Origin of the sequence: Nocardia farcinica, from assembly GCF_001182745.1 — a bacterium.
Taxonomy (GTDB): Bacteria; Actinomycetota; Actinomycetes; order Mycobacteriales; family Mycobacteriaceae; genus Nocardia; species Nocardia farcinica.
Genome location: NZ_LN868939.1, coordinates 2,470,308 through 2,494,686 on the forward strand (window position 1 = coordinate 2,470,308; position 24,379 = coordinate 2,494,686).

Genomic DNA, 24,379 nt, shown 5'->3' on the forward strand with positions numbered 1-24,379 from the left:
GGCTGTCGGTGTGCGGAGTCTGCGGGAGCCGACGCGTCGGGCGAAATATGTTGCCGCGCGTCCGCTGACGAACCGGGACCTGGCCCAGGTTCTGCGGGTGCTCGACACCGACCCGGTGGCCTCGTGCATGGTGGTCGCGCGGCTGCAGGAGTTCGGGTTGGACGCCCGCGGCGCCCAGGGCGAACTGTGGACCCGGGAGGGCCCGGCGGAGTCGTTGTGCTTCTCCGGGGCGAATCTGGTGCCGTTGCGCGGCGACCACGAGGCACTGCGCGCCTTCGCCGACCGTGCCGCCCGGTGGCCGCGGATGTGTTCGTCCCTGGTCGGCCGCCAGGAACTGGCCTTGCCGCTGTGGGAGATGCTGAGCGAGCGCTGGGGTCCGCCGCGGGAACTGCGCGGCACGCAGCCGCTGCTGGCGCTCGCCCATCCGGCGCTCTACGACCCCGACGCCGAGGTGCGCCGGGCCCGCCCCGACGAACTCGACCGCTACCTCGAGGCCGCGATCGCGATGTTCATCGAGGAAGTGGGTGTCGATCCGCGGGCGGGCGACGGCGGCCGCGCCTATCGCAGGCGGATCCAGAGCCTGATCGAATCCGGTCGCGCCTGGGCGCGGTTCGAGGACGGGCGGGTGGTGTACAAGGCCGAGATCGGGTCGCTGTCCCGGCGGACCGGCCAGATCCAGGGGGTCTGGGTGCATCCGGACCGGCGCGGGCGCGGGCTCGGCACGGCGGGCACGGCGGCGGTCGCGAACGCGGTGGTCGCCTCCGGCCGCACGGCCAGCCTCTACGTCAACGATTTCAACACCGTCGCCCGCCGCGCCTACGGCCGGGTCGGGTTCCGGCAGGTGGCGACCTTCGCCACCGTCCTGCTCGACTGAACGCGCGCCCCGGGGCGCGAGATTCGGTGCGCCGCAGGAGTTTGCCGTTCGGTGGCCAGTACCATCGGCAGCGATGTCGACGCGCATACTGATCCCGGTCGTCGTCGCGATGTTGGTCGCGGCGGCGGTGGTGGGCTGCTCGTCCGGCCCGCAGGGGCCGGTTCCGGTGGCCGAGTCCTTCCTCTCCGCCTTCGCCGCCCGTGAACTCGACGCCGCCGCGGAGCTCACCAGCCAGCCCGAGAAGGCAAGTGCCGCCTTGGCTTCGGCGTGGGAGAAGTTGCAGGCCGAGGAGCTGACCGCCCGCTCGGGTGCGGCCAGGGTGACCGGCGACACCGCGACCGTCGACTACAGCTACGAGTGGCGCCTGCCCAAGAACCGGGTCTGGAGCTACACCGGGCAGTTGCAGATGGGCCGCAGCGAGGGCCGCTGGACGGTGCGCTGGACCTCCTCGAACATCCACCCTCGCCTCGGCGACACCCAGACGTTGGCGCTGCGCACCACGCCCGCGCCGCGCGCCCGCGTCAACGAGCAGTCCGGCAGTGATGTGCTGGTGCCGGGCGAGGTGACGCGGGTGGCGTTCTCGCCCGCGGACGCGCCGGATCCGGCGAAGGTGGCCGGTGCGCTGTCGGCGGCGCTGCTGCGCTTCGACAAGAAGCTCACCCCGGAGGCGATCCTGCGCGCGGCCCGCGCCGCCGACGGGCCCTACACCGTCGCGCTGCTCAGTGAGGTCGAATACAACGAGGTCGGTGCCCTGCTCATCGGGTTGCCGGGGGTGCGGCTCAACCAGGAGTGGGACATGGTGTCCACCGAGCGCGGCTTCGCGCCCGACCTGCTGACCCAGATCCGCAAGACCGTGATCGCCGAGGTGGACGGCAAGGCGGGCTGGAGCGTGGTGACCCAGAACGCCAACGGCGTCGACACCGATGTGCTCACCGAGGTGCCCGCGCAGCCCGCGCCGTCGTTCGCGCTGAGCATCGACCGGTATGTGCAGAACGCGGCGCAGCGTGCGGTGGACGTGCCCAAGGAACAAACGATGATGGTCGTGATCCGGCCGTCGACCGGCGCGATCCTGGCGGTGGCCCAGAACGAGGCGGCCGATCGGGACGGGCCGATGGCCACCATCGGGCAGTATCCGCCCGGCTCGATCTTCAAGACGGTCACCGCGGCGGCGGCCATGCACGAAGGGCTGGCGACCCCGGACACCATCGTGCCGTGCCCGAGCCAGATCGTCATCGGCGAGCGGACCATCCCGAACTACAACATGTTCAGTGTCGGCAGCGTGCCGATGGCCACCGCGTACGAGCGCTCCTGCAACACCTCCTTCGCCAAGCTGGCCAGCGAGCTGCCCGCCGACGCGTTGCACGTGACCGCGGCGGGGCTGGGCGTGGGACCCGACTACACCGTGGTCGGACTGCCGACGACCTCGGGTTCGGTGCCGCCCGCCGAGGACATGGTGCAGCGCAGCGAGGACGGCATCGGGCAGGGCAAGGTCGTGGTCAGCCCGTTCGGGATGGCGCTGATGGCGGCGACGGTCGCCAACGGCAGCGCCCCGGTGCCGTGGCTGATCGGCGGGCGGGAGACGATCGTGGACGGCGAGCGCCCGGCGATCGACCCGGCGGTGATCGAGGGCCTGCGGCTGATGATGCGCAAGGTGATCACCGGCGGAACCGCCACCCGCATCGTCGACCAGGGCGAGGTCTACGGCAAGACCGGTGAGGCGGAGGTGGAGGGCGGTTCGCACTCCTGGTTCGTGGGATACCGCGGCGACATCGCGTTCGCCACGTTGCTGGTCAAGGGTGGCAGCTCCGACAACGCGGTCGCGGTGACCAGGGACATGTTCGCGGCGTTGCCGCCGGAGTACTGAGCGCTCAGCGGGCCGGGGTGAGGCCGACGGCCACCACCGAGCCGAACCGCTGGGTCGGTCCCGCGGCCTGGGGATCCGGGACGGCCGCGGCGCAGCTGTGCACGGCGGCCGGCGAGCCGGCGGGCGCGGCGGTCGATTCGCTGCCGCCGAGCAGTTCCACGGCGAGCGTGCCGCCGAGCAACAGACCGGCAGTGGCCAGGACGGTGGTGGACAGCTTCATGGTCGGACTCCTCGCTACGCGACTCCCGGCGGTTTGCTGACGATTTGCTGAAACCGATTGACACGGTAGTGCGCCGCGGCGGACCGGACAAGACCCCGGTGACGCAGCCCGCAACCGCGCGCTCGTGTGCAGTTCGCAGCACACCGGCGGAACGGATGGTGGCGAGGACGCGGCGGCCGGGGCTCGCGGGCTGGGCTCAGTCCCGGTGCAGTGTGGCGGCCAGGTGGTGGGTCAGCGGCTCGCCGACCGCCGCCATGCGCAGCGAGTACTCGATGGTGTCGCCGGCGACCCGGAACGAACGGCCCAGGGCCGTCACGAGTTTCGCCGTGCTGCTGCGGCCGATGTGGGTGGAGTCGAAGTCCATCCGCAGCTCACCGTCGGCGATCGTCAGCGACCCCTCGCAGATCTCGGTGATCCCGGTCGGGTGCGCCAGGATGAGCTCGACATGGTCGGGGCGCGGGCGGCGCAGGTAGCCGGTCTCGGCGTGCATGGGCCTGCTGCCGTCGGCGGCGCGGGTGCGCTGACGGTAGGTGAGGAACGGACGGCCGAGATGGCCGAAGCTGATCTCCTCGTGGTAGTCGAACGACTCGATCGTCGGGTACTGCCCGTGACCGGCGCCTCGCCAGGTGCCCAGCAGCGGCGCGAGCGCGGCGATGTCGGGATGCAGGGCTACGGACGGTTGCGGTTCGGCCACGGCGGACAAGGATAGCTGGCGTCACCGGGGACGGCACCACAGGCCGCCGCGCGGGTCACCGTCGGCGGCCGAATCGCCGCAGCCCTCGGCTGCGGCGCCGCGGCAGGGTGGCGTAGACCATCGTCATGTCGGCGAACACCTCCGCCTCCTGCTCGCGGTCCTGGCCGAACTCCGCGCGGCCGAGCACGTGCTGGCCGGGCACCGCGGGCACCAGGGCGGCCAGCTCCGGCGGCAGCTCTGCGGCGGTCGGCGCGTCGTCGGCAGGCCCGTGCCCGAGCAGCATGTGGCCGATTTCGTGCAGGATGATGTGATCGGCGTTGCGGTCGGTGGCTTCGGCGTCGTAGACGATGATGTCGTCGAATCTGCGCGACACCCACAGCCCCGCGCCGCGGCAGCCGTTTCCGGCGAGCAGCTCGGCGGGCACCGGCCGCAGCGAGATCGATCGTCCGCGGTGGGCCGCCACCCTGGCCAGATACTCGTTGACATCCCACGGACCGGGCAGCGGCACCGTCCGGGTCGCGTCGCCGAGACGGGCTTCCATGCTGGTCATCGGCGCTCACTCTACCGACGCCCCGGCGACCCGTCACGTCCGTCGTCGGTCACACCGCCGCCGTGATGCGCTCGCCGCGACCGGTTTTCGCGTGCGCCGACGAGAACGGCACCCGGCCCGACCAGTGCGGATGAACCAGGCGCGAGCGCCGCGCGTGTATTCGGGATGCGCGCCGTGACCGACCGGACCCGTCTGCCGGGAGACCGCCGCCGCCCGGCGCACCGTGCGACGCAGCCCAACCGAGTGGTCCTGCCGTCGCGGCCGCACCCGTCAGCCGCGGCGCAGTGGTGGACGCTCACCGCCCGGCTGCTGCGTCCCTCGCTGCGCAACGGGGAGGTCCTCACCGCGGTGCTCGCCCCGACGGTGTTCACGCTGGGCTTCTACGTGCCGATGAACGCGGTGATGGCGGCCTACGGGCACGGGCTGAGCAGCTACGCGCAGTTCCTGCTGCCGATGATCGTGATGCAGGCGGTCGCGTTCTGCGCGGTGTCGGCGGCGCACCGGGCCGCGGTGGACGCCAGGGCCGGACTCGACGAACGCCTGCGCACGCTGCCGCTGCCCCGGCTGGTGCCGCCGGCGGCCCGGCTCGCCGCCGCGCTGTACCGCGGCGGCATCGCCGGGGCGGCCGCGTTGGTGTGCGGCGGGGTGATCGGCGCGCGGTTCTTCGGGCCGTGGTGGCAGACCGGGGGCTTCCTGCTGCTCGCGCTCGCCGTCGGCGCGGTCCTGAGCCTCGGCGCCGACCTGCTGGGCAGCCTCTCTGCCGGCCCCGAGGCGACGACGCAGCTGCTGGCGCTGCCGCAGCTGATCCTCGGTCTGGTGTCCACCGGATTGGCCCCCGCCGAGCACTTCCCGCCGTGGCTGGCCGGATTCGCGGCACACCAACCGGTGTCGGCCTTCGTCGACGCGTTGCGCGCGCTGGCGGGCGACGCCACCGGGGCGGCAGGCACGATCGGCTGGTCGACGCTGGGTCCCGCGGTGGCGTGGATCCTCGGGCTGGCTGCGGTGTTCGGCGCGGGTGCGGTGTTCGTCGCGAGTCGGGGCGGGCGGTGAGGGATGCGCACCGAACCCCCCGTGGTCACCGGCCCCACCGAGACCGTGGCGCTGCTCGGGGGCCAAAGCGTGCTGCACGCGCGCAGATTGCTGCTGCGCGTCGCGCGCGACCCGCAGATCGTGGTCGCGACGGTGGTGTTCCCCGCCGGGCTGCTGATGGTGCTGAACGCGGTGACCGGGCGCCAGGTGTCGGCGTTCGCCGGGGCGAGTGCGCTCTACGGGACGGTGCCGATGGTCGCGCTGGTCGCGGCGATGTCCGGGTCGGTGGCCGGCGCCGTCGCGCTCGGGCGGGAGCGCGACGCGGGGTTGCCCGCCCGGTTCTGGGTGCTGCCGGTACACCGCGGCGCCGATCCGCTGGCGCGGCTGCTCGCCGAAGCCGCGCGCATCCTGGTGGCGACCGCGGTGATGGTGATCGTCGGTGTCCTGCTCGGATTCCGGTTCCAGCAGGGGGTGCTGGCCGGCGTCGTGTTCCTGGCGGTGCCGCTGGTGTTCGGGCTGGGGTTCGCGACGATGGTGTTCGCGGCGGCGATGGTCACCACGCGCACCGCCTTCGTCGAGGCGGTGTCGCTGCTGTCCTCGCTGCTGATGTTCTTCAGCACCGGTTTCGTGCCGCTCGCGGCGTATCCGGCGTGGGCGCGCCCGCTCGTCGCCCATCAGCCGCTGACCCAGGCGATCGACGCGATGCGGGGACTGTCGCTCGGCGGCCCCGTGCGCGGCCCGCTGCTGGCGACACTGGCCTGGTCGGCGGGCGCGTTCGCGGTGTTCGCGGGCCCGGCCCTGCGCGGATATCGCCGTGCCGCCCGGTCCGGCGCCGGTCGCGGCGCGTGACCCCGGGAGTCCTCAGCGCATGGTCGCGGCGGTCGATTCGATCAGCCCCACCGAATCACGCGGGCTCAACGCCATCGCGCGCAGCTGATCGAAGATCACCCCGAACCGGCGCACTTCCGCGTGCCCTTCCACCAGCTCGTCCCCGGCGATCCCTTCGACGTACACCAGCTCCGGGTCGTTGGGGTCGCGGAAATCCAGCAGCGTGAACGAGCCGGCCATCCCCGGATGCGCCCCGGCGTCGAACGGCAGGATCTGCAGGATCACGTTCTTCAGTTTGCTCATCTCGAGCAACTTCTCCAGCTGGCCGCGCATGGTGTCGGGTCCGCCGACCACACGCCGGATCGCCGCCTCGTCCAGCACCACCCACAGCTCCAGCGGTTCGGGCTTGGACAACACCACCGCGCGGTTCATCCTGGCCTGGGTGCGCGACTCCATCACCGCGGCCTCCACCTTCGGCATGGAGGTGTCGATGACGGCCATCGCGTACTGCGGGGTCTGCAACAGGCCGGGGATGAACGAGGTCTGGTAGTGCCGGGCCGACAGGGCCTCGGCCTCGAAGTTGATGTATGCCGCGTACACCTCGGTGAGGTTGGCCTCCCACGGCCGGGACATGCCCGGCTTTTGCGCGTCGACCAGCAGGTCGAGCGCATAGCGGCGGCGTTCGTCGTCGACGGCGTAGAGGTCGAGCAGCGCGGTGAGGGTGCGCCGCTGCGGCCGGGCCTGCGCCGCCTCGATCCGGTAGAGCGTGGTGACGTTGATGCCGGTGCGGGCGCTGACCTCCTCCTTGCTCAGCCCCGCACTCTCTCGCATCTCCGACAGCAGCGCCGCGAGGCGGCGCAACCCGGCCGTGAGGACGGTGCGCTTGCCAGCCATGAGACGGATTTCCTTTCGCCCGGCGCGATCGGGACGCATCCGGGTCCGCCGTGCTTCCGGCGCGGCGTCGCCGATGCGCGTTCCGGGCAGATTACCTGTCCGCCATCGACTTCGGGCCGCGGGTGAACGGTTGTCCGATGCCCTGTCCGGTGCCCGTGGTTTGCCCGTCCCCCGGCCGGGTAGGCCGAGGCTACGCGGGCGGGGGCCGGCACTCGGGAAGGAGCAGCGGTGCACTACATCGACACGGTCAAGGATCAGGTGAGCGGCGTCAAGGATCAGGTGACCGATCTGGTCGGCAAGGTCGCCGGAACGGTGGGCTCGCGCACCAGCGCGCAGACGCTCACCGTCGCCGCGCCGCGAGAGCGGATCGCCGCGTTCTGGCGCGACCCGGCCTCGCTGTCGCAGGTGCTCGGCGAGTTCGGTGCGGTGAGCTGCCCGGAACCGGACCGCTACGACTGGACGCTGCGCCGCGACGGCGAGGCGATCGCGACCTGGCACACCACCCTCAGTACCGACGCCGACGGCTTGCGGTACACCGGCGCGGCCGCCGACGGCGTCGACGCCCAGCTGCGCATCGAATTCGCCGAAGCCCCCGCCGATCTGGGCACCGAGGTGACGCTGCGGGTCACCGCGCCGGTGCCCGGCCTGCTCACCGGCGCCGTGGCGTTCAAGGTGCTCTACCGGGCGCGTGCCCTGCTGCAGACCGGTGAACTGCCCACCCTCGCCCACAACCCGAGCGCGCGTGCGGGCGCGCGCTGAACAGGAGACGAGATGCGCGCACTGTGCTGGAACGGCGTCAACGACCTCGCCGTCGAAACCGTGGAGGACCCCAGGCTGGTCAACCCGCACGATGTGATCGTGCGCGTGCGACTGACCACCACCTGCGGCTCCGACCTGCACTTCATCGACGGCTACCTGCCGGGGATGCGGGCGGGCGACGTGTTCGGCCACGAGTTCATGGGCGAGATCGTCGAGGTCGGCCGGGAGGTCCGCGACCGCAAGGTCGGCGACCGGGTGGTGGTGCCCTCCTTCATCGGCTGCGGCACCTGCTTCTACTGCACCCGCGACATGTACTCGCTGTGCGACACCACCAACCCCAACGCCGAACTGCAACAACCGGTGTTCGGTTATCCGACCGGCGGCATCTACGGCTACACCCACCCGTTCGGCGGCTATCAGGGCTCGCACGCGGAGTACGTCCGGGTGCCGTTCGGCGATGTGAACAGCTTCGTCGTGCCCGAGGGCATCACCGACGAGCAGGCGCTGTTCGTCTCCGACGCGGTGCCGACCGGGCTGATGGGCGCCGACTTCTGCGACATCGCCCCCGGCGACACCGTCGCGGTGTGGGGCAGCGGCGGCGTCGGCCTGATGGCCGGGCACACCGCGCGCCTGCTCGGTGCGGGCCGGGTCGTCGTGATCGATCGCATCCCGGAGCGACTCGCCTTGGCGCGCAAGCACTTCGACGCCGAGACCATCGACTACACCGCGGTGGACAGCGTCCAGGAGGCGCTGCGGGAGATGACCGGCGGCCGCGGGCCCGACGCCTGCATCGACGCGGTCGGCATGGAGGGCCACGGCGCCGGATTGCAGCAGATCTACGACCGCGCCAAGCAGTTGCTGCGGCTCGAGACCGACCGGGCCACTCCGCTGCGCGAGGCGATCCTGGCCTGCCGCAAGGGCGGTGTGGTCGCGGTGCTCGGCATCTACGGGCTCACCGACAAGTTCCCGATGGGCGTGGTCACCAACAAGGGCCTGACCATCCGCACCGCCCAGCAGCACGGGCAGCGGTACGTGCCGCGCATGTTCGACCACATCCTGCAGGGCGACCTCGATCCCTCCTACCTCGTCACGCACGACCTGTCGCTCGAGGACGGGCCGCGCGGCTACGAGGTGTTCAAGAACAAGGACGAGGGGTGTGTCCGCGCGGTGTTCCGGCCGTGAGGCGCGTGAGCGCGGCCGGCCCGGGTAACCGTCCGGTATGACCGAACCCGAACACACCGAGCCCGAACGTCCCGGTTCCGCGGCACGACCCGCCGACCGCGAGGATCTCGACGATCGTCTCGCCGGGGACTCCCGCGAGGTCCCCGACGCCGAGGACGTGAGCGAGGAGGCGGGCGCCGTCGAGCCCCCGGACTGAGTTCGTCTGCACGTCACGGCCCGCGTGAGGCATGATAGAAAGTCCCGCACGGTTGTGACGAAGAAGACTGTCACGAGGAAGCAAGGAAGTGGGACAGTCCCGGCAGATGAGTCAGCGCGAGATGGCACCACCCAGCACGCTCTCGCAGCGCAGAGCTGCGTTGGAGCAGGAGTGGGCCCGCCGCGTGCCGGGACCGCCACCCGCCGCGCCCCCCGAGCCGCCCGCCGCGGTCCGGGAGGAGGTCGCCGAATCGTGGCGGCGCTCGCTGGCCACGGTCGACCCGGCCCGCGACAGCGCCCCGCACGCGGGTAGTGACGACATCGGGGCCCGCTGGCTGGAATCACCGCTGCGCAAGCCCGTCACCGAACTGGCCGATCAACTGCACGACATCGCCCACGACGCCGGGTTCGTCGCGGCGGTCACCGACGAGAGCGGCACCATCCTGTGGTCCTACGGCGGTCCGGTGATGCGCCGCCGCGCCGAACGGGTGAACTTCGCCCCCGGCGGCTGCTGGGACGAGACACACATGGGCACCAACGCCCTGTCGCTGTCGCTGCGCACCGGCAGGCCGAGCACCGTGTTCTCCGCCGAGCACCTGGTCGCGGCGCTGCACGGCTGGGTCTGCTACAGCGCACCGATCAAGAGCCCCGACGGGCGCAAACTCGGCGTGCTGGACCTGTCCTCCACCTGGGACCGCGCGCATCCGCTGGTGTTGTCCACCGTGCGCACGCTGGTGAGCGCGATCGAGGCACGGCTGCCGATGGCGTCCGCACCCGACACGGTGCGGTTGACCTGTCTCGGTGCGGGCCGGTTGGTGCGCGAGGGCCGGCCGGTGCGGCTGCGGCCGCGGCAGCTCGAGATCCTCACGCTGCTGGCGCTGGAGCCGGAGGGCTTCACCCCCGAACGGCTGCAGTGGGCCATCTACGGCGATCGTCCGGCCACCCTGACCACGGTGAAGGCCGACGTCTCGCATCTGCGCCGCGTCACCGGCGAGGAGATCACCAGCCGGGTCTACCAGTTGTCGGCGCCGCTGGCCTGCGACGCCGTCGAACTGCTCGCCGCGCTGCGCACCGGCGACACCGCCTCGGCGGTGCGGCTGTACCAGGGCCCGCTGCTGCCGGATTCGGAGGCGCCGGGCATCGTCGAATGGCGCGAGCATCTCGAGGTGGGCGTGCGCACCGCCGTCCTGGCGAGCCTCGAACCCGAACACGCGCTGCGCTTCGGCGAGCGCGCCCCCGACGACATCGAGGTGCACGAGCACGCGCTGGCGCTGCTCCCGCGCGACGACGCCCGTCGGGCGGTGGCCGCCGCCCGCCTGCACACAGCCCTGCGCGGCTGATCCATCGTCCACAGCACCGACCCGCGCTGGAAAGCCCTCTTACACATACCCTTCGGCATGTCGTGCGAGTCGCTCGCGGCTTCCGGCCGCATGACCACGGTTTTCGTCCGGCCCGCCCGCGCGGTGCCGTGCATGGATCCGAACGCACTATTGCGTTCGGCGTTGCGTTCTTGCATCTGCACGCGCATGATCCAGCTAGCCGGTGTCGCCGCTCCAGCGGCGGCGGCGCCCGGAACGCCGGACAATCGAATCGAGAAGCCGATCATGCCGAGATTTGCGATGACCGTGGCGGATGCGGGGGCGCGGGGATGAGCGCACCGACGATAGGGGTGCTGCCGACGGCGCCACAGCTGCTGAGCGCCTTCCAGGGCAGGCGGTTCGAGGATCGGGAGCTGTTGCGCTCCGCGCACGCCCTCGCCGAGCTGCACGCGCGCCGCGCCCAACTGGCCGACGCCCACCTGCTCGCCGAAATCGACTGCCGTCGTAGCGAACTGGTCGACGACATCGACGAGTGGATCGCGCACGAGGTGCCGGTGCACCGGCCAGACGCCGCCCTGCACACCGAGAGCCTGGGCGCCGTGGTGGACCGGATGGCGCGTAGCTGGGTCGATGCCAACCAGGCCATCGACAGTGCGGGCCCGCGCAGCGACACCACCCATAAACACTGGTATCACCTGGCCGAACTCGTCGACGGCTACACTGATCTGGTCACCGACGTGGCGGGCGGCCGTCGCCGCCTCCCCGGCCGGTAGCCCGGGCGACCCGCATCGAGGTCACCGCGCGATCCGCCGGGCCTGCCGCGTCGCAGGCGCAGGGACGGCGGGCGCAACGGCGCGTCTCGCCCGGCGTACCGCGTCGACCGGCGCGGTACGCCCGGCCCGCGCCGCGCCGTCCTTCTCCCGACGCTCAGCAAGAGCCCTTATGCCCTCCCCAGGGGCTGCCCTCCCCATGGCCTCAGGCCCTCAGGCCGTCGGCAGCGTCCGGCGCTCCCGCCGCTCGCGCCACCGCCGCCGGTACCGGCGGATCCGCCCGGCCAGCAGGACGACCACCGTCAGCCCGATCAGCAGCAGCAGTGCCGCCACGAGCGCCGCGGCCAGCGGATGGAAGATCGCCAGCGTGATCACCGCCGCCACCCCGACGTCCTCGGCGGCGCTGGTGACGATGTTGCTGGCGGGTTCCGGTGAGGTGTTGATCGCCATCCGGAGACCGGCCTTGACCAGGTGACTCACCAGCGCCGTGGTACCGCCCACCGCGGCGGCGGCCAGTTGCGTGAGCGATTCGTCGGAGCCCGCGATGAGCGCGGCGACCACCGCGCCCGCCGCCGGACGCACGACCGTGTGCAGGGAATCCCAGAAGGAGTCCAGGTAGGGGATCTTGTCGGCCACCGCCTCGATCGCGAACAGCACCGCCGCCGCGATCAGCACATCGGCGCGTTGCAGGCCCGCGGGCACCTCGTCGGACAGGCCGGTGACGCCGAACAGCCCGAGCAACAGCACCACCGCGTAGGCGTTGATCCCGCTGGCCCAGCCCGCGGTGAAGATCAGGGGGAGCAGTGACACCCTGCGATGGTAGTGGCGAATCGTGCCGTCCGGCCGTGCGCGGCGACACGGCCGTGACCGGACACGCCCACTCGGGGGACAATGCAGGGGTGAGTGACGTGACCAGCCCGACCGACCGGTGCCGTGGCCGCCGGCTGCCCGCACCATGACGGACAGGGAAGCACCCGGACCGCCGGAGGCGGGAAAGCGCACGGTGCGCGATCAGCTGCGCCGCAAACTGGACGAATTGAAGCCCGCGAGGAACGACCCGGCGCGCGGCGCGGAGGAGCCGTCCACGGTCGTTCGGCTGCCGCGGCAGCCGCGGCGGGTGGTCGAGGAACCCGCGGGACGCCGGGACAAGCCCTGGCGGGACAACGCACCGGGCGATCCCCCGCCGACCCGGCCGGTGCTGCGCTCGGAACTGCAGGCCGAGACCGGGGCGTGGCAGGCCGGGGCGGACGGGCCGGTCGGGTCCGCGGCGGAGCCGGGTAAGGCCGAGCGCGGCGGCGAACTCGTCGAGCTGCACGCCTGGCAGCGGAAACGCGCGAGCGGCAAGCCCCCCGCCCCGCGCCGGATCCGGCCACGCCGGATCGACCGGAACGCGGGTGACCGGGGCGGCGCCGACCGCGACGGTGACGCCTGATCGCGGACGACCCCGTCGCCTGCGGTTGCCGCGCCAAGCCGCAGGTCACCGCAGGTGCGGCGCGACCTTCTCGCCCAGCAGCTCGATGGTGTGCCGCACCTTCTCCGGCGGTAGCGTGCCGACGCTGGTGTGCAGCATGAAGCGGTCCAGCCCGAGGGTGTCGCGGATGCCGGCGATCTTCTCCGTCACCTGCTCGGGATCGCCGAGGACCAGGGAGCCCGCCGGTGCGCGCAACTGGTCGAAGTGCGCCCTGGTCATCGCGCCCCAGCCGCGTTCGCGGCCGAGCCTGCTCATCGCCACCGCGTAGGAGTCGTAGAAGTCGGCGACCGCCTGTTCCTCGGTGTCGGCGACGTAGCCGTGCGCGTGCACCGCCACCGGCTGCCGCTCGTGTCCACCCTCGGCCAACGCGCGGTGATAGAGCTCCACCAGCGGCTTGAACCGCGCGGGTTCGCCGCCGATGATGGCGAGCGCGAGCGGCAGGCCGAGCAGCCCCGCGCGGATCACCGATTCGGGACTGCCGCCCACCGCGATCCACACCGGCAACGGCCTGCCCTCGGTGCGCGGGTACACGATCGTGCTGCGCAGCGGCGGCCGGAACTTGCCCGACCAGGTGACCGGCCCGTCCTCGCGCAGCCGCAACAGCAGGTCCAGCTTCTCCTCGAAGAGTTCGTCGTAGTCGGCTAGGTCGTAGCCGAACAGCGGGAACGATTCGGTGAACGAGCCGCGACCCGCCATCAGCTCGGCCCGGCCGTTCGACAGTCCGTCGAGGGTGGCGAACTGCTGGTAGGCGCGGACCGGGTCGTCGGAGCTGAGGACGGTGACCGCGCTGGTGAGCCGGATGCGCTCGGTGCGCGCGGCGATCGCGGCCAGGACGACCGCGGGCGCGGACGCGGCGAAGTCGACGCGGTGGTGCTCGCCGACGCCGTAGACGTCCAGGCCGGCCTGCTCGGTGGCCACGGCCTCGTCGACCACCTGGCGCAGCCGCTCGGCGGCGGTCGGGGCCGGGCGGTCGCCGACCGGGTAGCGCTCGGCGAAGGTTGTCAATCCCAGTTCCACGGCGTGTCCCCTCGGAGAAGTTTCTATGTCAACTACTCGACTGAACCGGGCGGCGGGGTGCGGTATTCCGGGCCGGATCGGCGCCGGTCACTCGGCCCGGCCGGGATCGGGGTGGCCCGGGCACCACTGGTCGGCGGGGACCTGGGCGCGGACCTGGTCGACGTGCTGACCGCATCCGGTCCAGGTGATCTTGCCGCAGGTCGAGCAGCGGATCGGCTGGCACACGGTGATTTCCTTTCGGTGCTGGGTCGGGATTCTCGGTCAGCAGCATATCCCCCTGGGGGGATGTAGGCTCGACGGTGGAGGAAAGGAGACAGCCGATGGACTTCACACTCGAGGCCACGGTGGCCGAGCCGTACGAGCAGACGCTGGCGCGGGTGCGGGCCGGGCTGGCCGACGCCGGGTTCGGCGTGCTCACCGAGATCGATCTGAGTGCGACGCTGCGTGCGAAGCTGGGGGTCGAGACCCCGCCGCAGGTGATCCTCGGCGCGTGCCGCCCCCAGCTCGCCCATCGGGCGGTGCAGGCCGATCCGCGGGTGGCGGCGCTGCTGCCGTGCAATGTGGTGGTCCGCAGCGCGGGCGAATCGGCGACCGCGGTCACCGTGATGGATCCGGATGTGCTGACTTCGCTCAGCGACCGGCCCGGACTGTCGGAGGTCGTGGCCGACGCCAGGACCCGGCTCACCGGCCTGCTCGCCGATCTCACCGAGGCGGAGGCCGGGCATGCGCCTCGAAGCTGAGGAGATGAAGGCGGTGACCACCCGCCTCAAACGGGCACACGGTCACCTCGCCTCCGTCATCCGGATGATGGAGGCGGGCGCCGACTGCGAGGACGTGCTCACTCAGCTCGCCGCGGTCGACAAGGCCATCAGCCGCAGCGGCTACGCCCTGGTCGCCACCGGCCTGCAACGCTGCCTGGCCGAGGGCGACCTCGACTCGGTGGACGTGAAGAAGATGGAGAAACTGTTCCTCGCCCTGGCCTGAGGCCGGTGCCGGAACCCGCCCGCTGGAGCAGATGCCGTCCCGATCAGCGAGACGAGCGGGCTCAGCCGCCCCCCTGACCGCCGTAGCCTTCCCGCATCCCGGGCCTGATCCACACGCCCCGGGTCGCGATTCGAGAGGGCTCAGGAGGGCGGATGACCGCGGAGACCAGTGTCGGCCTCAGGGCTGCCGGGGGCCCGGCTGCGCCGGATTCGCGCGCACGCGTGGTTCGCGTGGTCGAGGTGATCGACGAAACCGCCGATGCGCGGTCGTTCGTCGTGGAGCCGCATCCGGACCACGCCGCGTCCTTCGGCTACCGGCCCGGTCAGTTCCTGACGGTCCGGGTGCCGGACGTGGGCAGCGGGTCGGGGCGCTGCTACTCGCTGGCGAGTTCGCCGCACAGCGACACCGCCATGAAGTTCACCGTGAAGCGGGTCGAGGGCGGCCACGGCTCCAACTGGCTGTGTGACACCGTCGCCGCGGGCGACGAACTCGAGGTGCTGGCACCGGCGGGCACCTTCACGCCGCGCTCGCTGGACGAGTCGGTGGTGCTGGTGGCCGGGGGCAGCGGCATCACCCCGGTCATCGCGATCGCCAAATCGATCCTGTTCGGCGGTGCCGGCGAGGTCGTGCTGATCTACGCCAACCGGGACGAGGCCTCGGTGATCTTCGCCGCGGAACTGCGCGCGCTCGAGGCCCGCTTCGGTGACCGGTTCACGGTGATCCACGTGCTCGAGTCGGTGCAGGGCTACCCGTCCCGCCGGTTGTTGTCGACCCTGCTGCGGCCCTTCCTCGACCGCAGCGTCTTCCTCTGCGGACCGGCCCCGCTGATGGACCTCACCGCGCAGGTGTGCGAGACGCTCGGATTCCCCGGCGCCCGAGTGCATTCCGAACGGTTCCTGTCGTTGCAGGCCGACCCGTTCGCCGCCGACACCGAACCCGCCGACGGAAGCGACGGCGGCGAGGTGGTGTGCCAGGTGGACGTCGCCATCGACGGGGACGAGCGCCGGGTGCCGTGGGCGGCTGGGCGCACCCTGCTCGACGCGCTGCTCGCCGCGGGGGTGGACGCGCCGTACTCGTGCCGGGAAGGTGCCTGCAGCGCCTGCGTGTGCACGTTGAAATCCGGCCGGGTCCGGTTGGCGCACAACGAGATCCTCACCGAGGACGACCTCGCCGACGGCTACATCCTGGCCTGCCAGGCCGAGCCCGTCACCGACGAGATCGCCATCGAGTACTGAACGCCCCGAGTACTGACAGCAACCCATCGTCCCCCATCTCCGGCACGTCACCGGCGGTCGGTTCGGAAAGGAAACACGAGCAACCATGACCGAAATCAAAGGACTCGGCTACGTCCGGGTGTACGCCACCGACATGGAGCGCTGGCGCGAACTCGGTTTCGAGGTGTTGGGTTTCGCCCCCGGCTTCGGCGTCGAGGAGGACGCCCTGCACTTCCGGATGGACGAGCGCCCCGCGCGCATCACCGTCGAACACGGTGAGGTGGACCGGGTGACCGCCGTCGGCTGGGAGGTGCGGGACGCGCCCGCGCTGCGCAGGCTGGCGGCCACCCTGGAGGCCGCGGGGGTGGAATACACCGAGATGTCGCAGGAACTGGCCGATCGCCGCAAGGTCGAGGCGGGTATCTGCGCCAAGGACCCCGGCGGCACACCGCTGGAGTTCTTCTACGGGCCCGTGCTCGAACACAGCCCGGTGCTGACCAAGTGGGGCCAGCGTTTCGTCACCGGCGAGCAGGGCCTCGGCCATGTGGTGATGCCCACGACCAACTTCGACGAGTCGTTCGCCTTCTACACCGAGACGCTGGGCTTCCTCGCGCGCGGGGCGTTCCGGATGCCGTCGCCGCCGGACGCGCCGCCGCAGCGGATCCGGTTCCTCGGCGTCAACCAGCGCCACCACAGCCTGGCCATCATGCCGAGCCTGGAGGGCCGCGACCCCGGCCTGATCCACGTGATGGTCGAGGTCGACGAACTGGACGCGGTCGGCCGCGCCTACGACCAGGTGATGGCGCGCGACTTCCCGGTGTCCTCGACGCTGGGCCGCCACACCAACGACAAGATGATCTCCTTCTACGTCCGGGTGCCCGGCGGCTGGGACATCGAGTACGGCACCGGCGGCAAGCTCGTCGACGAGACCTACTACACCGCCGAGGAGATCACCGCCGACAGCTACTGGGGCCACGAGTGGATGTGGATGCGGGAGATGAAGCAGGCGCAGCAGGAGGCCGCCGCGCAGACCGCCGAGCCGCGGGAAGTGGCGTCGTGAGCACCGAATTCGATGCCGTGGTGGTCGGAGCCGGGATCTCGGGCCTGTACGCGGTGTACAAACTGCGGCAGCGCGGGATGCGGGTGCGGGGCTTCGAGTCCGCCGAGGGGCTGGGTGGCACCTGGTACCACAACCGGTATCCGGGCGCCCGGTGCGATGTGGAGAGCATCGACTACTCGTATTCGTTCGACGAGGAGTTGCAGCAGGAGTGGACCTGGTCGGAGCGGTTCGCGACGCAGGAAGAGATCCTGCGGTATCTCGAGCACGTCGCCGACCGGCACGATCTGCGCTCGGCCTACGAGTTCTCGACCCGGGTGACCGCGGCGGTCTTCGACGAACAGACGGCGCGGTGGACGGTCTCCACCGACACCGGCCGAACGGTGACGGCCCGCTACTGCGTGCTCGCCACGGGTGTGTTGTCGGCGACGAACAAACCCGACATCCCCGGCCGAGACAGTTTCGGCGGGGAGCTGTACCACACCGGTGAGTGGCCGCACGAGCCGGTGCGTTTCGCCGGCAAGCGCGTGGGCGTGATCGGCACCGGATCGTCGGGGATCCAGGCGATTCCGGTGATCGCCGAGGAGGCCGCGCAGGTGGTGGTGTTCCAGCGCAGCCCGAACTATTCGATCCCGGCGGGCAACCGGCGGTTGGATCCGGAGTTCGTGGCCGAGGTGAAGGCCAATTACGCGGAGCGGCGGCGATTGTCGCGGATCAGCGGGGGCGGCACGCCGAACAGTCCGTATCCCAAGGGTGCGCTCGAGGTCGACGAGGCCGAGCGCAGGCGGATCTACGACCAGTGGTGGCAGCGGGGCGGCTACCTGTTCGCCAAGGCGTTCCCGGACCAGACGACGAACCCGGCGGCGAACGACACCGCGCGCGAGTACGTCGAGGCCAAGATCCGGGAGATGGTGGCCGACCCGGAGATCGCCGAGCAGTTGATCCCGACCGACCATCCGATCGGCACCAAGCGGATCGTCACCGACACCGGCTATTTCCAGACCTACAACCGCGACAACGTCACCCTGGTGAACCTGCGGCGGACTCCGATCGAGGAGATCACCGCGACCGGTGTGCGCACCAGCGGCGGGTCCTACGAGTTGGACATGCTGATCTTCGCGACCGGGTTCGACGCGATGACCGGCTCGCTGCTGCGGATCGACATCCGCGGCCGCGGCGGGCGGGAGTTGCGGCAGGAATGGGCGGCAGGCCCGCGCACCTACCTGGGCCTGGCGGTGGCGGGCTTCCCGAACATGTTCATCCTGGCCGGGCCGGGCAGCCCCAGCGTGCTGGCGAACATGGTGTTGGTGGCCGAGCAGCACGTGGACTGGATCGCGCGCTGCCTGGATCATCTCGACGAGCACAACGTGACCACCATCGAGGCCGGTGCCGAGGCGGTGGACCAGTGGGTGGCCGAGTGCAACACCAAGGCCGCGGCCACGTTGTTCCCGCAGGCCAACTCCTGGTATCTGGGCGCCAACATCCCCGGGAAGCCGCGGGTGTTCATGCCCTACATCGGCGGGTTCGGCAACTACAGCCAGATCTGCGACGAGGTGGCCGCCGCCGGGTACAAGGGCTTCGTCCTCGACGGCGCCGCGGCGGACGAGTGAGGGGTGACCGAGATGGGCGCACAGCGACGGTCCGATCTGCACCCCGACGTGGCGGCGATGCTCGCGGCACTGGAGTCGTTTCCGGATGTCACCCGCTACGAGGCCGCCGAACTCCGCGAGATCATCGCCGCCCGGCGCGCGCCGCTGACCCGTCAGCCGGACATGCGGACGGCGCGGGATCACGTGATACCCGGTCCGGGCGGGGATCTCACGGTGCGGGTGTACGTCCCGCACGGTGACGCCCTGCGGCCGGTGGTGGTGTTCGCCCACGGCGGCGGATTCGTCTTCTGCGATCTGGACAGCCACGACGAGTTCTGCCGCAGCACCGCGCAGGCGGTGGACGCGGTGGTCGTCTCGGTCGACTACCGCCGCGCGCCCGAGCACCCCGGTCCGGCGGCGATGGAGGACCTCTACGCCGCGGTGACCTGGGTGCACCGGCACGCGGGCGAGTTCGGCGGCGACCCGGAGCGGATCGCGGTGGCCGGTGACAGCGCGGGCGGGAACCTCGCCGCCACGGTGAGCCTGGCCGCGCGCGACCGGGGCGGCCCGCCGATCGCGGCGCAGGTGCTGATCTATCCGGTGATCGACGACGACTTCGACACCGAGTCCTACCGCCGTTACGGCGCGGGGTACTACAACACCACCGAGGCCATGCGGTGGTACTGGCAGCAGTACGCCCCGCACGGCACCGACAGTCCGTATCTGGTGCCCACCAGGGCCGACAGCCTCGCCGGGCTGCCGCCCGCGGTGGTCGTCACCGCCGAACTCGACCCGCCCTGCTCGGCGGGGGAGGACTACGCCCGGCGGCTGGCCGCGGCGGGCGTGCCGGTCACCGCGCACCGCTTCGACGGTCTGTTCCACGGGTTCCTGACCTTCCCGAAGCTCTCGCTCACCGGACCTGCCCGCGCGGAACTCTGGCAGATGATGCGCGCGGTCCTCGCCTCGCCGCGCCCCGCGGTCGGCGAGGGCACGGCATGAGCCGGCGGCCGACGGTCAGGCCGCGCGACACCCACGCCCGCACGGGCGCCGCACTCCTGGAAGGTGACCCATGACCGACACCCTCACCGGCACCGACCTGCCGGAGCTCGACCCCACCCTGATGCGGCATGTGCTGGGGCATTTCGCCACCGGCGTCGTCGCGATCACCGGTATCGACCCCGAGACCGGGCAACCCACCGGGCTGGCGGCCAACTCGTTCACCTCGGTCTCGCTCGACCCGCCGCTGATCGCGTTCTGTGTGGCCGCGACGAGCACATCGTGGCCACGGGTGCGCGCGGCGGGGCGGTACGTGGTCAACATCCTGGCCGCGGCGCAGGAGCCGGTGTGCCGCCAACTGGCGGCTCGCGGCGCCGACAAGTTCCAGGGCCTGGACTGGACGCCGTCGCCGCTCGGCGCTCCGGTGCTCGGCGAGTGCCTGGCCTGGATCGAAGCCGAGCCGCAGGCCGAACACGAGGCGGGTGACCACACCATCGTCGTCTCCCGGGTGCGAAGCCTGCACGCCACCGACCGGGACCCGCTGGTGTTCTTCCGCGGCCGCTACGGCAGTCTCGGCACCCCGCGGTGAATCCGGCGGCCCCGGCGGAAAGCTGTGCCGGTCACCGGGAATTCGGCCCGGCGGGGCGCCGCTCCGGTGGCAGGCTCGGGGCATGAGTACTCCAGTCGATACCCTCGCCGTCCCCGAACTGCGCGAACTCGCCACCGAACACGGGGTGTTGCGCTACCGCGAATGCGGGGACGGGCCGCCGCTGCTGCTGCTGCACGGCTCCGGCCCCGGCGTCACCGGATGGCGCAACTTCGGCGGCAACGTCCCGGTCTTCGCCGAGCGCTACCGGACGTTGGTCCTGGAGTTCCCCGGGTTCGGCGTCAGTGACGATTTCGGCGCCGTCCACCCGATGCTGTCGGCGCAGCAGGCCGTGCGCGCCTTCCTCGACGGGCTCGGCCTGGAACAGGTGCGCATCATCGGCAACTCGATGGGTGGTTTCGTCGCCACCGATTTCGCCATCGCCGCGCCCGAGCGGGTGGAGCGCCTGGTCACCATCGGCGGCATCGGGACCCCGTTGTTCAGCGCGCAGCCGGGGGAGGGCATCATCCGGCTCGGCGAGTTCGTCGACAACCCCACCCGGGAACGGCTGATCGCGTGGCTGCGGTCGATGGTGTTCGACCAGTCGCTGGTGACCGAGGAACTGATCGAGCAGCGCTGGCAGCAGGCGACCGACCCGGCCACGCTGGAGAATTCGCGGCGCATGTACGGCAGTGCCGCGCTGGCCCGTATGGCCGAGGCGGCGCGCGCCGCCGACACCACCCCGGGGTGGGCGAATCTCGGCCGGATCACCGCCCCGGTCCTGGTCACCTGGGGCCGTGACGACCGGGTCAGCCCGGTCGACATGGCGCTGCTCCCGATGCGCACGCTCCGCAACGGCGAAGTGCACATCTTCCCCAACTGCGGGCACTGGGTGATGATCGAGCAGAAGCGCGCCTGGGAGGCCGTGGTGCTGGCCTTCCTCGGCCGCTAGCCGGCCGCCGCGACCGGCGCCGCGTCGACCACCGGCGTCGGTCGCGCGCGAGAGCTGCCGACGCGCGACAGCAGCAGGCGAGAGCTGTCGACGGCCGCGCGGTGCGCGCGCACGTCGCCGCCGTTGCGCGCCTGCGGCAGGGTGCGGGCGACCGGCCGGGTCACCTCATACATCGCACAACCCCGCCACATCCTCGTGGTGCGCGGCCGTGGACCGGCTGCGCTCGGCGATCATCGGCGCCATCGATTCCCACCACCGCGCCGGCCCGGGATCGTGGCGGCCGCGCACGGCCGCCGCCCACCACTCCGACGGGCCGCGCACCGTCCAGGTGGCGGTCACGGTGTTCGGCTCGCCCTCGATCCACACGGGCGGACTCACCAGGATCCGCTCCAGCGTCAGCCCCCGCTCGCGCGCCCCGGGCACGTACCCGGTCAGATAGGCGTCGAGGAAAGCGCGAGCGGTCCCGGGTTTCAGCACCACCCGGTCGATGATGTAGAGCGTGCGATCGTCCATGTACCCGAACGTAGGTGGGGACCGCGTGGGCGGCGGGGCGATCTCCCGGTGGCCGGGAGCGCCGCGGTACTCCCGCGCACCGGACGCCGGATACTCCCGCTGAATGGACACGCGCGGCGGCGGCGCGCCCGCGACGTTCTACGTTACGTCCACTCGCGTCCCGACCCCCGGAGTGGAGTCCGAACTGATGGTGAACAACTGATGGTGAACAAGACGATGCCCCCGCGCACGCCCGCCCACGATGTGACCGTCGATCTGCTGGTCGTCGGCTCGGGCACGGGCATGGCGGCCGCGCTGGCCGCACACGAACTCGGACTCTCGGTCGTCATCGCCGAGAAGACCGCCCACGTGGGCGGTTCCACCGCGCGTTCGGGCGGTGCGTTCTGGATTCCGGGCAGCTCGATACTGCCCGACCAGGGCGCGCAGGCGCTGGCGGAGGCGGGCACGTATGTCCGGTCGGTGGTCGGTGATTCGGCGCCCGCCGAGCGCGGTCAGGCGTTCCTGGACAACGGCCCCGCGGCGGTCGCCATGCTGGAGCGCACCACCCCGATGCGGTTCTTCTGGGCCGAGGGCTATTCGGACTACCACCCCGAGCAGCCCGGCGGCCGCGCGGAAGGCCGCACCTGCGAATGCCGTCCGTTCGACGCCTCCGTCCTCGGCGCGGAACGGCCCCGGCTGCGGCCCGGCGTCATGGAGGCGCCGGTGCCGATGCCGGTCACCGGCGCCGACTACAAGTGGATGAATCTGCTGGCGCGCAAACCGCTGAAGGCGCTGCCGCGCATCGTCAAACGCGCCTCCCTCGGCCTCGGCGGCATGCTGATCGGCCGGGAGTACATGGCCGGCGGTCAGGCGCTCGCGGCCGGCCTGTTCGCCGGTGTGCTGCGCGCGGGCATCCCGGTCTGGACCGAGACCAGCCTGGTGCGCCTGGTCATGACCGGCGACCGGGTGACCGGTGCCGTGCTGGTGCAGGGCGACCGCGAGGTCACCGTGACAGCCCGCCGCGGTGTCGTCCTCGCCGCGGGAGGCTTCGACCACGACATGGCGGCCCGCCGCAAGTACCAGTCCCCGGCGCTGCCCGAACACGCCAGCCTCGGCGCGGAAGGCAACACCGGTGACGCCATCGAGGCCGCCCAGCAGCTCGGCGCGGGCATCGCGTCGATGGATCAGGCGTGGTGGTTCCCGGCGTTCGCGCCGCTGCCCGGCGCCGCGCCCGCGGTGATGCTCGCCGAGCGTTCGCTGCCCGGCTCGTTCATCGTCGACCAGACCGGCAAGCGGTTCGTCAACGAGGCCGTCGACTACATGTCCTTCGGGCAGCAGCTGCTGGCCAGGGAACGCGCGGGCGACCCGGTCACCGACATGTGGCTGGTGTTCGATCAGCGCTACCGCAACAGCTACATCCTGGCCGGGCAGTTCTACCCGCGCCAGCCGCTGGCGAAGTCATGGTACGAGGCGGGCATCGCGCACAAGGCGGCCGATCCGGCCGCGCTGGCCCGGGCGATGGGGGTGCCCGAGGAGACCTTCACCGCCACCTTCCGGCAGTTCAACGACCTCGCCGGAACGGGTGTGGACACCGAATTCGACCGCGGCGCCAGCGCGTACGACCGCTACTACGGCGACCCGACGGTGTCGCCGAACCCCAACCTGGCCGCGCTGGCCAAGGCCCCGTACTACGCGGTGAAGATGATCCTCAGCGATCTGGGCACCTGCGGCGGCGTCGTCGCCGACGAACACGCGCGGGTCCTGCGCGAGGACGGCAGCGCCATCGACGGCCTCTACGCGATCGGCAACACCGCCGCCAACGCCTTCGGCGCCACCTACCCCGGTGCGGGCGCGACCATCGGCCAGGGACTCGTCTACGGCTACATCGCGGCCCAGCACGCGGCACAGACGCGCGGGGACGGCGGATAGATACCGGCTGCGCCGTCCCCGAGCGACAAGGCCCGCCACCGGATCCGGTGGCGGGCCTTCCTTGGTGCGTTCGGTTGCCGGGGACGGCGATCACATGTGCGAGCCGCCGTCGACGCGCACCTCGGTGCCGGTCATGAAATAGGCGTCCGGGGAACCGAGCATGGCCACCACCGCGGCCACCGAGTCCGGCCCGGCGAAGATCGCGCCGCCGGGCAGCGGCAGCGCGGGGGAGGCCTTGGCGAACAGCGCGAAGTCGGCGTCGGCGGGCAGGCCGGGGCCCACACTCTGCTTGGCGGCGCCGCTGCCGTCGGTCATGCCCGAGGAGATCGAGCCGGGCTGCACCGAATTGAAGCGGATCCCCTCCTTGCTGAACTCCGAGGCCAGCGCGTGGGTCATCGCCTGCACACCGGCCTTGGACGCGGCATAGGCCGACATGTACGGGTGCGCGAACGCGGCCGAGGTGGAGCTGAAATTGACCACCGCCGGGCTGGTGCCCGCCCGCAGTGCCGCGATCGACTCCCGCGTCACCAGGAAGGTGCCCACCAGGTTGATCCGCAGCACCTGCTCGAAATCGGCCAGGCTGGTCTGCTCGAAATGCGCCGAGCGCAGCACGCCCGCCGCGTTGACCAGCGTGTCGAGGCCGCCGAGGTGCCGCACCGCCTCGGCGACACCGGACCGCACCGACTCCTCGTCGGCGATGTTCATCACGACGGTGGTCAGGTTCTCCGCGTGCTCGCCGGCCTTGGCGACGGTGTCCTGCAAACCGGCCTCGCTGATGTCCGCGGCGACGACACGGCCACCCTCGGCAAGGATGCGCAGCACCGTGGCCTGGCCGATGCCGCTGCCGCCCCCGGTGACAAGGACCCGTCGGTTGTCATAACGCTGGAGGTGGGGCATACGAGTGAGCTCCTGTT

30 protein-coding genes are annotated in these 24,379 nt (G+C 71.6%); 20 read left to right on the forward strand and 10 right to left on the reverse strand.

The genetic code is table 11. The features are described from left to right. Window positions 1-10 precede the first annotated feature (10 nt). Together AMO33_RS28155 and AMO33_RS28160 are read left to right on the forward strand one after the other, a co-directional pair. A complete protein-coding gene (locus AMO33_RS28155; RefSeq protein WP_011210651.1) occupies window positions 11-874 on the forward strand; it encodes a GNAT family N-acetyltransferase in 864 nt (287 codons plus the stop codon). Between the two features lie 73 nt (window positions 875-947). After that, window positions 948-2,738, forward strand: coding sequence for a penicillin-binding transpeptidase domain-containing protein (locus AMO33_RS28160; RefSeq protein ID WP_011210650.1), 1,791 nt, complete (start codon window positions 948-950; stop codon window positions 2,736-2,738). Between the two features lie 4 nt (window positions 2,739-2,742). Here AMO33_RS28160 and AMO33_RS28165 read toward each other — a convergent pair whose 3' ends face one another. The 3 genes from AMO33_RS28165 to AMO33_RS28175 all read right to left on the reverse strand — a co-directional run bounded on the left by AMO33_RS28165 (window position 2,743) and on the right by AMO33_RS28175 (window position 4,202). Continuing rightward, entirely contained in the window at window positions 2,743-2,958 is a 216-nt protein-coding gene (locus AMO33_RS28165; RefSeq protein WP_060594851.1) for a hypothetical protein, read from the reverse strand. A 196-nt stretch (window positions 2,959-3,154) separates the two neighbouring features. Continuing rightward, window positions 3,155-3,661 (reverse strand): peroxynitrite isomerase, encoded by a 507-nt coding sequence (locus AMO33_RS28170; protein WP_060594852.1) that lies wholly within the window; start codon window positions 3,659-3,661, stop codon window positions 3,155-3,157. A 46-nt stretch (window positions 3,662-3,707) separates the two neighbouring features. After that, complete coding sequence (locus AMO33_RS28175; protein WP_011210647.1) at window positions 3,708-4,202, reverse strand: hypothetical protein; 495 nt, start codon at window positions 4,200-4,202, stop codon at window positions 3,708-3,710. 243 nt (window positions 4,203-4,445) lie between these two features. On the opposite strand from AMO33_RS28175, the gene AMO33_RS28180 reads away from it, so the two are divergent. Together AMO33_RS28180 and AMO33_RS28185 are read left to right on the forward strand one after the other, a co-directional pair. Then, window positions 4,446-5,252 carry an ABC transporter permease gene (locus AMO33_RS28180; RefSeq protein ID WP_060595195.1) on the forward strand — a complete coding sequence of 269 codons (807 nt, stop codon included), beginning with the start codon at window positions 4,446-4,448 and terminating at the stop codon, window positions 5,250-5,252. Between the two features lie 3 nt (window positions 5,253-5,255). After that, window positions 5,256-6,080, forward strand: a complete 825-nt coding sequence (locus AMO33_RS28185) for an ABC transporter permease (protein WP_060594853.1) — start codon at window positions 5,256-5,258, stop codon at window positions 6,078-6,080. A 12-nt stretch (window positions 6,081-6,092) separates the two neighbouring features. On the opposite strand, the gene AMO33_RS28190 is transcribed toward AMO33_RS28185, so the two are convergent. Further along, window positions 6,093-6,953 carry a helix-turn-helix domain-containing protein gene (locus AMO33_RS28190; RefSeq protein WP_060594854.1) on the reverse strand — a complete coding sequence of 287 codons (861 nt, stop codon included), beginning with the start codon at window positions 6,951-6,953 and terminating at the stop codon, window positions 6,093-6,095. A 228-nt stretch (window positions 6,954-7,181) separates the two neighbouring features. Between AMO33_RS28190 and AMO33_RS28195 the strand changes: the two genes are divergently transcribed. The 6 genes from AMO33_RS28195 to AMO33_RS28210 all read left to right on the forward strand — a co-directional run bounded on the left by AMO33_RS28195 (window position 7,182) and on the right by AMO33_RS28210 (window position 11,181). Beyond that, the gene (locus AMO33_RS28195) at window positions 7,182-7,712 is read left to right on the forward strand and encodes a hypothetical protein (protein WP_060594855.1); all 531 of its coding nucleotides are present in this window, start codon (window positions 7,182-7,184) and stop codon (window positions 7,710-7,712) included. Between the two features lie 12 nt (window positions 7,713-7,724). Continuing rightward, the gene (locus AMO33_RS28200) at window positions 7,725-8,894 is read left to right on the forward strand and encodes a zinc-dependent alcohol dehydrogenase (RefSeq protein WP_060594856.1); all 1,170 of its coding nucleotides are present in this window, start codon (window positions 7,725-7,727) and stop codon (window positions 8,892-8,894) included. A 37-nt stretch (window positions 8,895-8,931) separates the two neighbouring features. Continuing rightward, window positions 8,932-9,090 carry a hypothetical protein gene (locus AMO33_RS31800; RefSeq protein ID WP_159005421.1) on the forward strand — a complete coding sequence of 53 codons (159 nt, stop codon included), beginning with the start codon at window positions 8,932-8,934 and terminating at the stop codon, window positions 9,088-9,090. A 106-nt stretch (window positions 9,091-9,196) separates the two neighbouring features. Continuing rightward, window positions 9,197-10,429: a helix-turn-helix domain-containing protein gene (locus AMO33_RS28205; RefSeq protein ID WP_011210641.1), complete on the forward strand. Its 1,233-nt coding sequence runs from the start codon at window positions 9,197-9,199 to the stop codon at window positions 10,427-10,429. A 90-nt stretch (window positions 10,430-10,519) separates the two neighbouring features. After that, window positions 10,520-10,741, forward strand: coding sequence for a hypothetical protein (locus tag AMO33_RS32375; protein WP_170916163.1), 222 nt, complete (start codon window positions 10,520-10,522; stop codon window positions 10,739-10,741). 80 nt (window positions 10,742-10,821) lie between these two features. Next, window positions 10,822-11,181, forward strand: coding sequence for a DUF4254 domain-containing protein (locus AMO33_RS28210; RefSeq protein WP_041561235.1), 360 nt, complete (start codon window positions 10,822-10,824; stop codon window positions 11,179-11,181). Window positions 11,182-11,391: 210 nt separating this feature from the next. Here AMO33_RS28210 and AMO33_RS28215 read toward each other — a convergent pair whose 3' ends face one another. Beyond that, complete coding sequence (locus tag AMO33_RS28215) at window positions 11,392-11,988, reverse strand: DUF4126 domain-containing protein (RefSeq protein WP_060594857.1); 597 nt, start codon at window positions 11,986-11,988, stop codon at window positions 11,392-11,394. A 145-nt stretch (window positions 11,989-12,133) separates the two neighbouring features. Between AMO33_RS28215 and AMO33_RS28220 the strand changes: the two genes are divergently transcribed. Then, the gene (locus AMO33_RS28220; RefSeq protein ID WP_060594858.1) at window positions 12,134-12,610 is read left to right on the forward strand and encodes a hypothetical protein; all 477 of its coding nucleotides are present in this window, start codon (window positions 12,134-12,136) and stop codon (window positions 12,608-12,610) included. Between the two features lie 45 nt (window positions 12,611-12,655). On the opposite strand, the gene AMO33_RS28225 is transcribed toward AMO33_RS28220, so the two are convergent. Continuing rightward, window positions 12,656-13,666 carry an LLM class flavin-dependent oxidoreductase gene (locus AMO33_RS28225; RefSeq protein WP_060594859.1) on the reverse strand — a complete coding sequence of 337 codons (1,011 nt, stop codon included), beginning with the start codon at window positions 13,664-13,666 and terminating at the stop codon, window positions 12,656-12,658. An 87-nt stretch (window positions 13,667-13,753) separates the two neighbouring features. Then, window positions 13,754-13,891 (reverse strand): hypothetical protein, encoded by a 138-nt coding sequence (locus AMO33_RS32135; RefSeq protein WP_167547544.1) that lies wholly within the window; start codon window positions 13,889-13,891, stop codon window positions 13,754-13,756. Between the two features lie 95 nt (window positions 13,892-13,986). On the opposite strand from AMO33_RS32135, the gene AMO33_RS28230 reads away from it, so the two are divergent. The 8 genes from AMO33_RS28230 to AMO33_RS28265 all read left to right on the forward strand — a co-directional run bounded on the left by AMO33_RS28230 (window position 13,987) and on the right by AMO33_RS28265 (window position 21,044). Next, entirely contained in the window at window positions 13,987-14,406 is a 420-nt protein-coding gene (locus AMO33_RS28230; RefSeq protein WP_011210635.1) for a DUF302 domain-containing protein, read from the forward strand. Further along, window positions 14,390-14,650 (forward strand): metal-sensitive transcriptional regulator, encoded by a 261-nt coding sequence (locus AMO33_RS28235; protein ID WP_041560309.1) that lies wholly within the window; start codon window positions 14,390-14,392, stop codon window positions 14,648-14,650. The genes AMO33_RS28230 and AMO33_RS28235 overlap by 17 nt, the downstream gene beginning before the upstream one ends. 152 nt (window positions 14,651-14,802) lie before the next feature. After that, window positions 14,803-15,885 carry a ferredoxin--NADP reductase gene (locus tag AMO33_RS28240; protein WP_062954123.1) on the forward strand — a complete coding sequence of 361 codons (1,083 nt, stop codon included), beginning with the start codon at window positions 14,803-14,805 and terminating at the stop codon, window positions 15,883-15,885. 85 nt (window positions 15,886-15,970) lie between these two features. After that, window positions 15,971-16,924, forward strand: a complete 954-nt coding sequence (locus tag AMO33_RS28245; protein WP_011210632.1) for a VOC family protein — start codon at window positions 15,971-15,973, stop codon at window positions 16,922-16,924. After that, window positions 16,921-18,531, forward strand: coding sequence for a flavin-containing monooxygenase (locus AMO33_RS28250; protein WP_011210631.1), 1,611 nt, complete (start codon window positions 16,921-16,923; stop codon window positions 18,529-18,531). Before AMO33_RS28245 ends, AMO33_RS28250 begins: the two co-directional genes overlap by 4 nt. 12 nt (window positions 18,532-18,543) lie before the next feature. Next, on the forward strand, window positions 18,544-19,509 hold the full coding sequence (locus AMO33_RS28255; RefSeq protein WP_041561232.1) for an alpha/beta hydrolase: 966 nt from the start codon (window positions 18,544-18,546) through the stop codon (window positions 19,507-19,509). A 70-nt stretch (window positions 19,510-19,579) separates the two neighbouring features. After that, entirely contained in the window at window positions 19,580-20,095 is a 516-nt protein-coding gene (locus AMO33_RS28260; protein WP_011210629.1) for a flavin reductase family protein, read from the forward strand. A gap of 82 nt (window positions 20,096-20,177) precedes the next feature. Then, a complete protein-coding gene (locus AMO33_RS28265) occupies window positions 20,178-21,044 on the forward strand; it encodes an alpha/beta fold hydrolase (protein ID WP_060594861.1) in 867 nt (288 codons plus the stop codon). On the opposite strand, the gene AMO33_RS31805 is transcribed toward AMO33_RS28265, so the two are convergent. Both AMO33_RS31805 and AMO33_RS28270 read right to left on the reverse strand, forming a co-directional pair. Continuing rightward, on the reverse strand, window positions 21,041-21,217 hold the full coding sequence (locus tag AMO33_RS31805) for a hypothetical protein (RefSeq protein ID WP_159005419.1): 177 nt from the start codon (window positions 21,215-21,217) through the stop codon (window positions 21,041-21,043). The two genes, AMO33_RS28265 and AMO33_RS31805, sit on opposite strands and share 4 nt — an antisense overlap. Next, a complete protein-coding gene (locus AMO33_RS28270; protein ID WP_060594862.1) occupies window positions 21,210-21,557 on the reverse strand; it encodes a hypothetical protein in 348 nt (115 codons plus the stop codon). The genes AMO33_RS31805 and AMO33_RS28270 overlap by 8 nt, the downstream gene beginning before the upstream one ends. Before the next feature lie 201 nt (window positions 21,558-21,758). Here AMO33_RS28270 and AMO33_RS28275 point away from each other — a divergent pair, with 201 nt between their 5' ends. Next, window positions 21,759-23,465, forward strand: a complete 1,707-nt coding sequence (locus AMO33_RS28275; protein ID WP_060594863.1) for a 3-ketosteroid-delta-1-dehydrogenase — start codon at window positions 21,759-21,761, stop codon at window positions 23,463-23,465. Between the two features lie 90 nt (window positions 23,466-23,555). Here the strand turns inward: AMO33_RS28275 and AMO33_RS28280 are convergent, their stop codons facing one another. Continuing rightward, the gene (locus tag AMO33_RS28280; protein WP_011210624.1) at window positions 23,556-24,362 is read right to left on the reverse strand and encodes an SDR family NAD(P)-dependent oxidoreductase; all 807 of its coding nucleotides are present in this window, start codon (window positions 24,360-24,362) and stop codon (window positions 23,556-23,558) included. Between the last annotated feature and the right edge of the window lie 17 nt (window positions 24,363-24,379).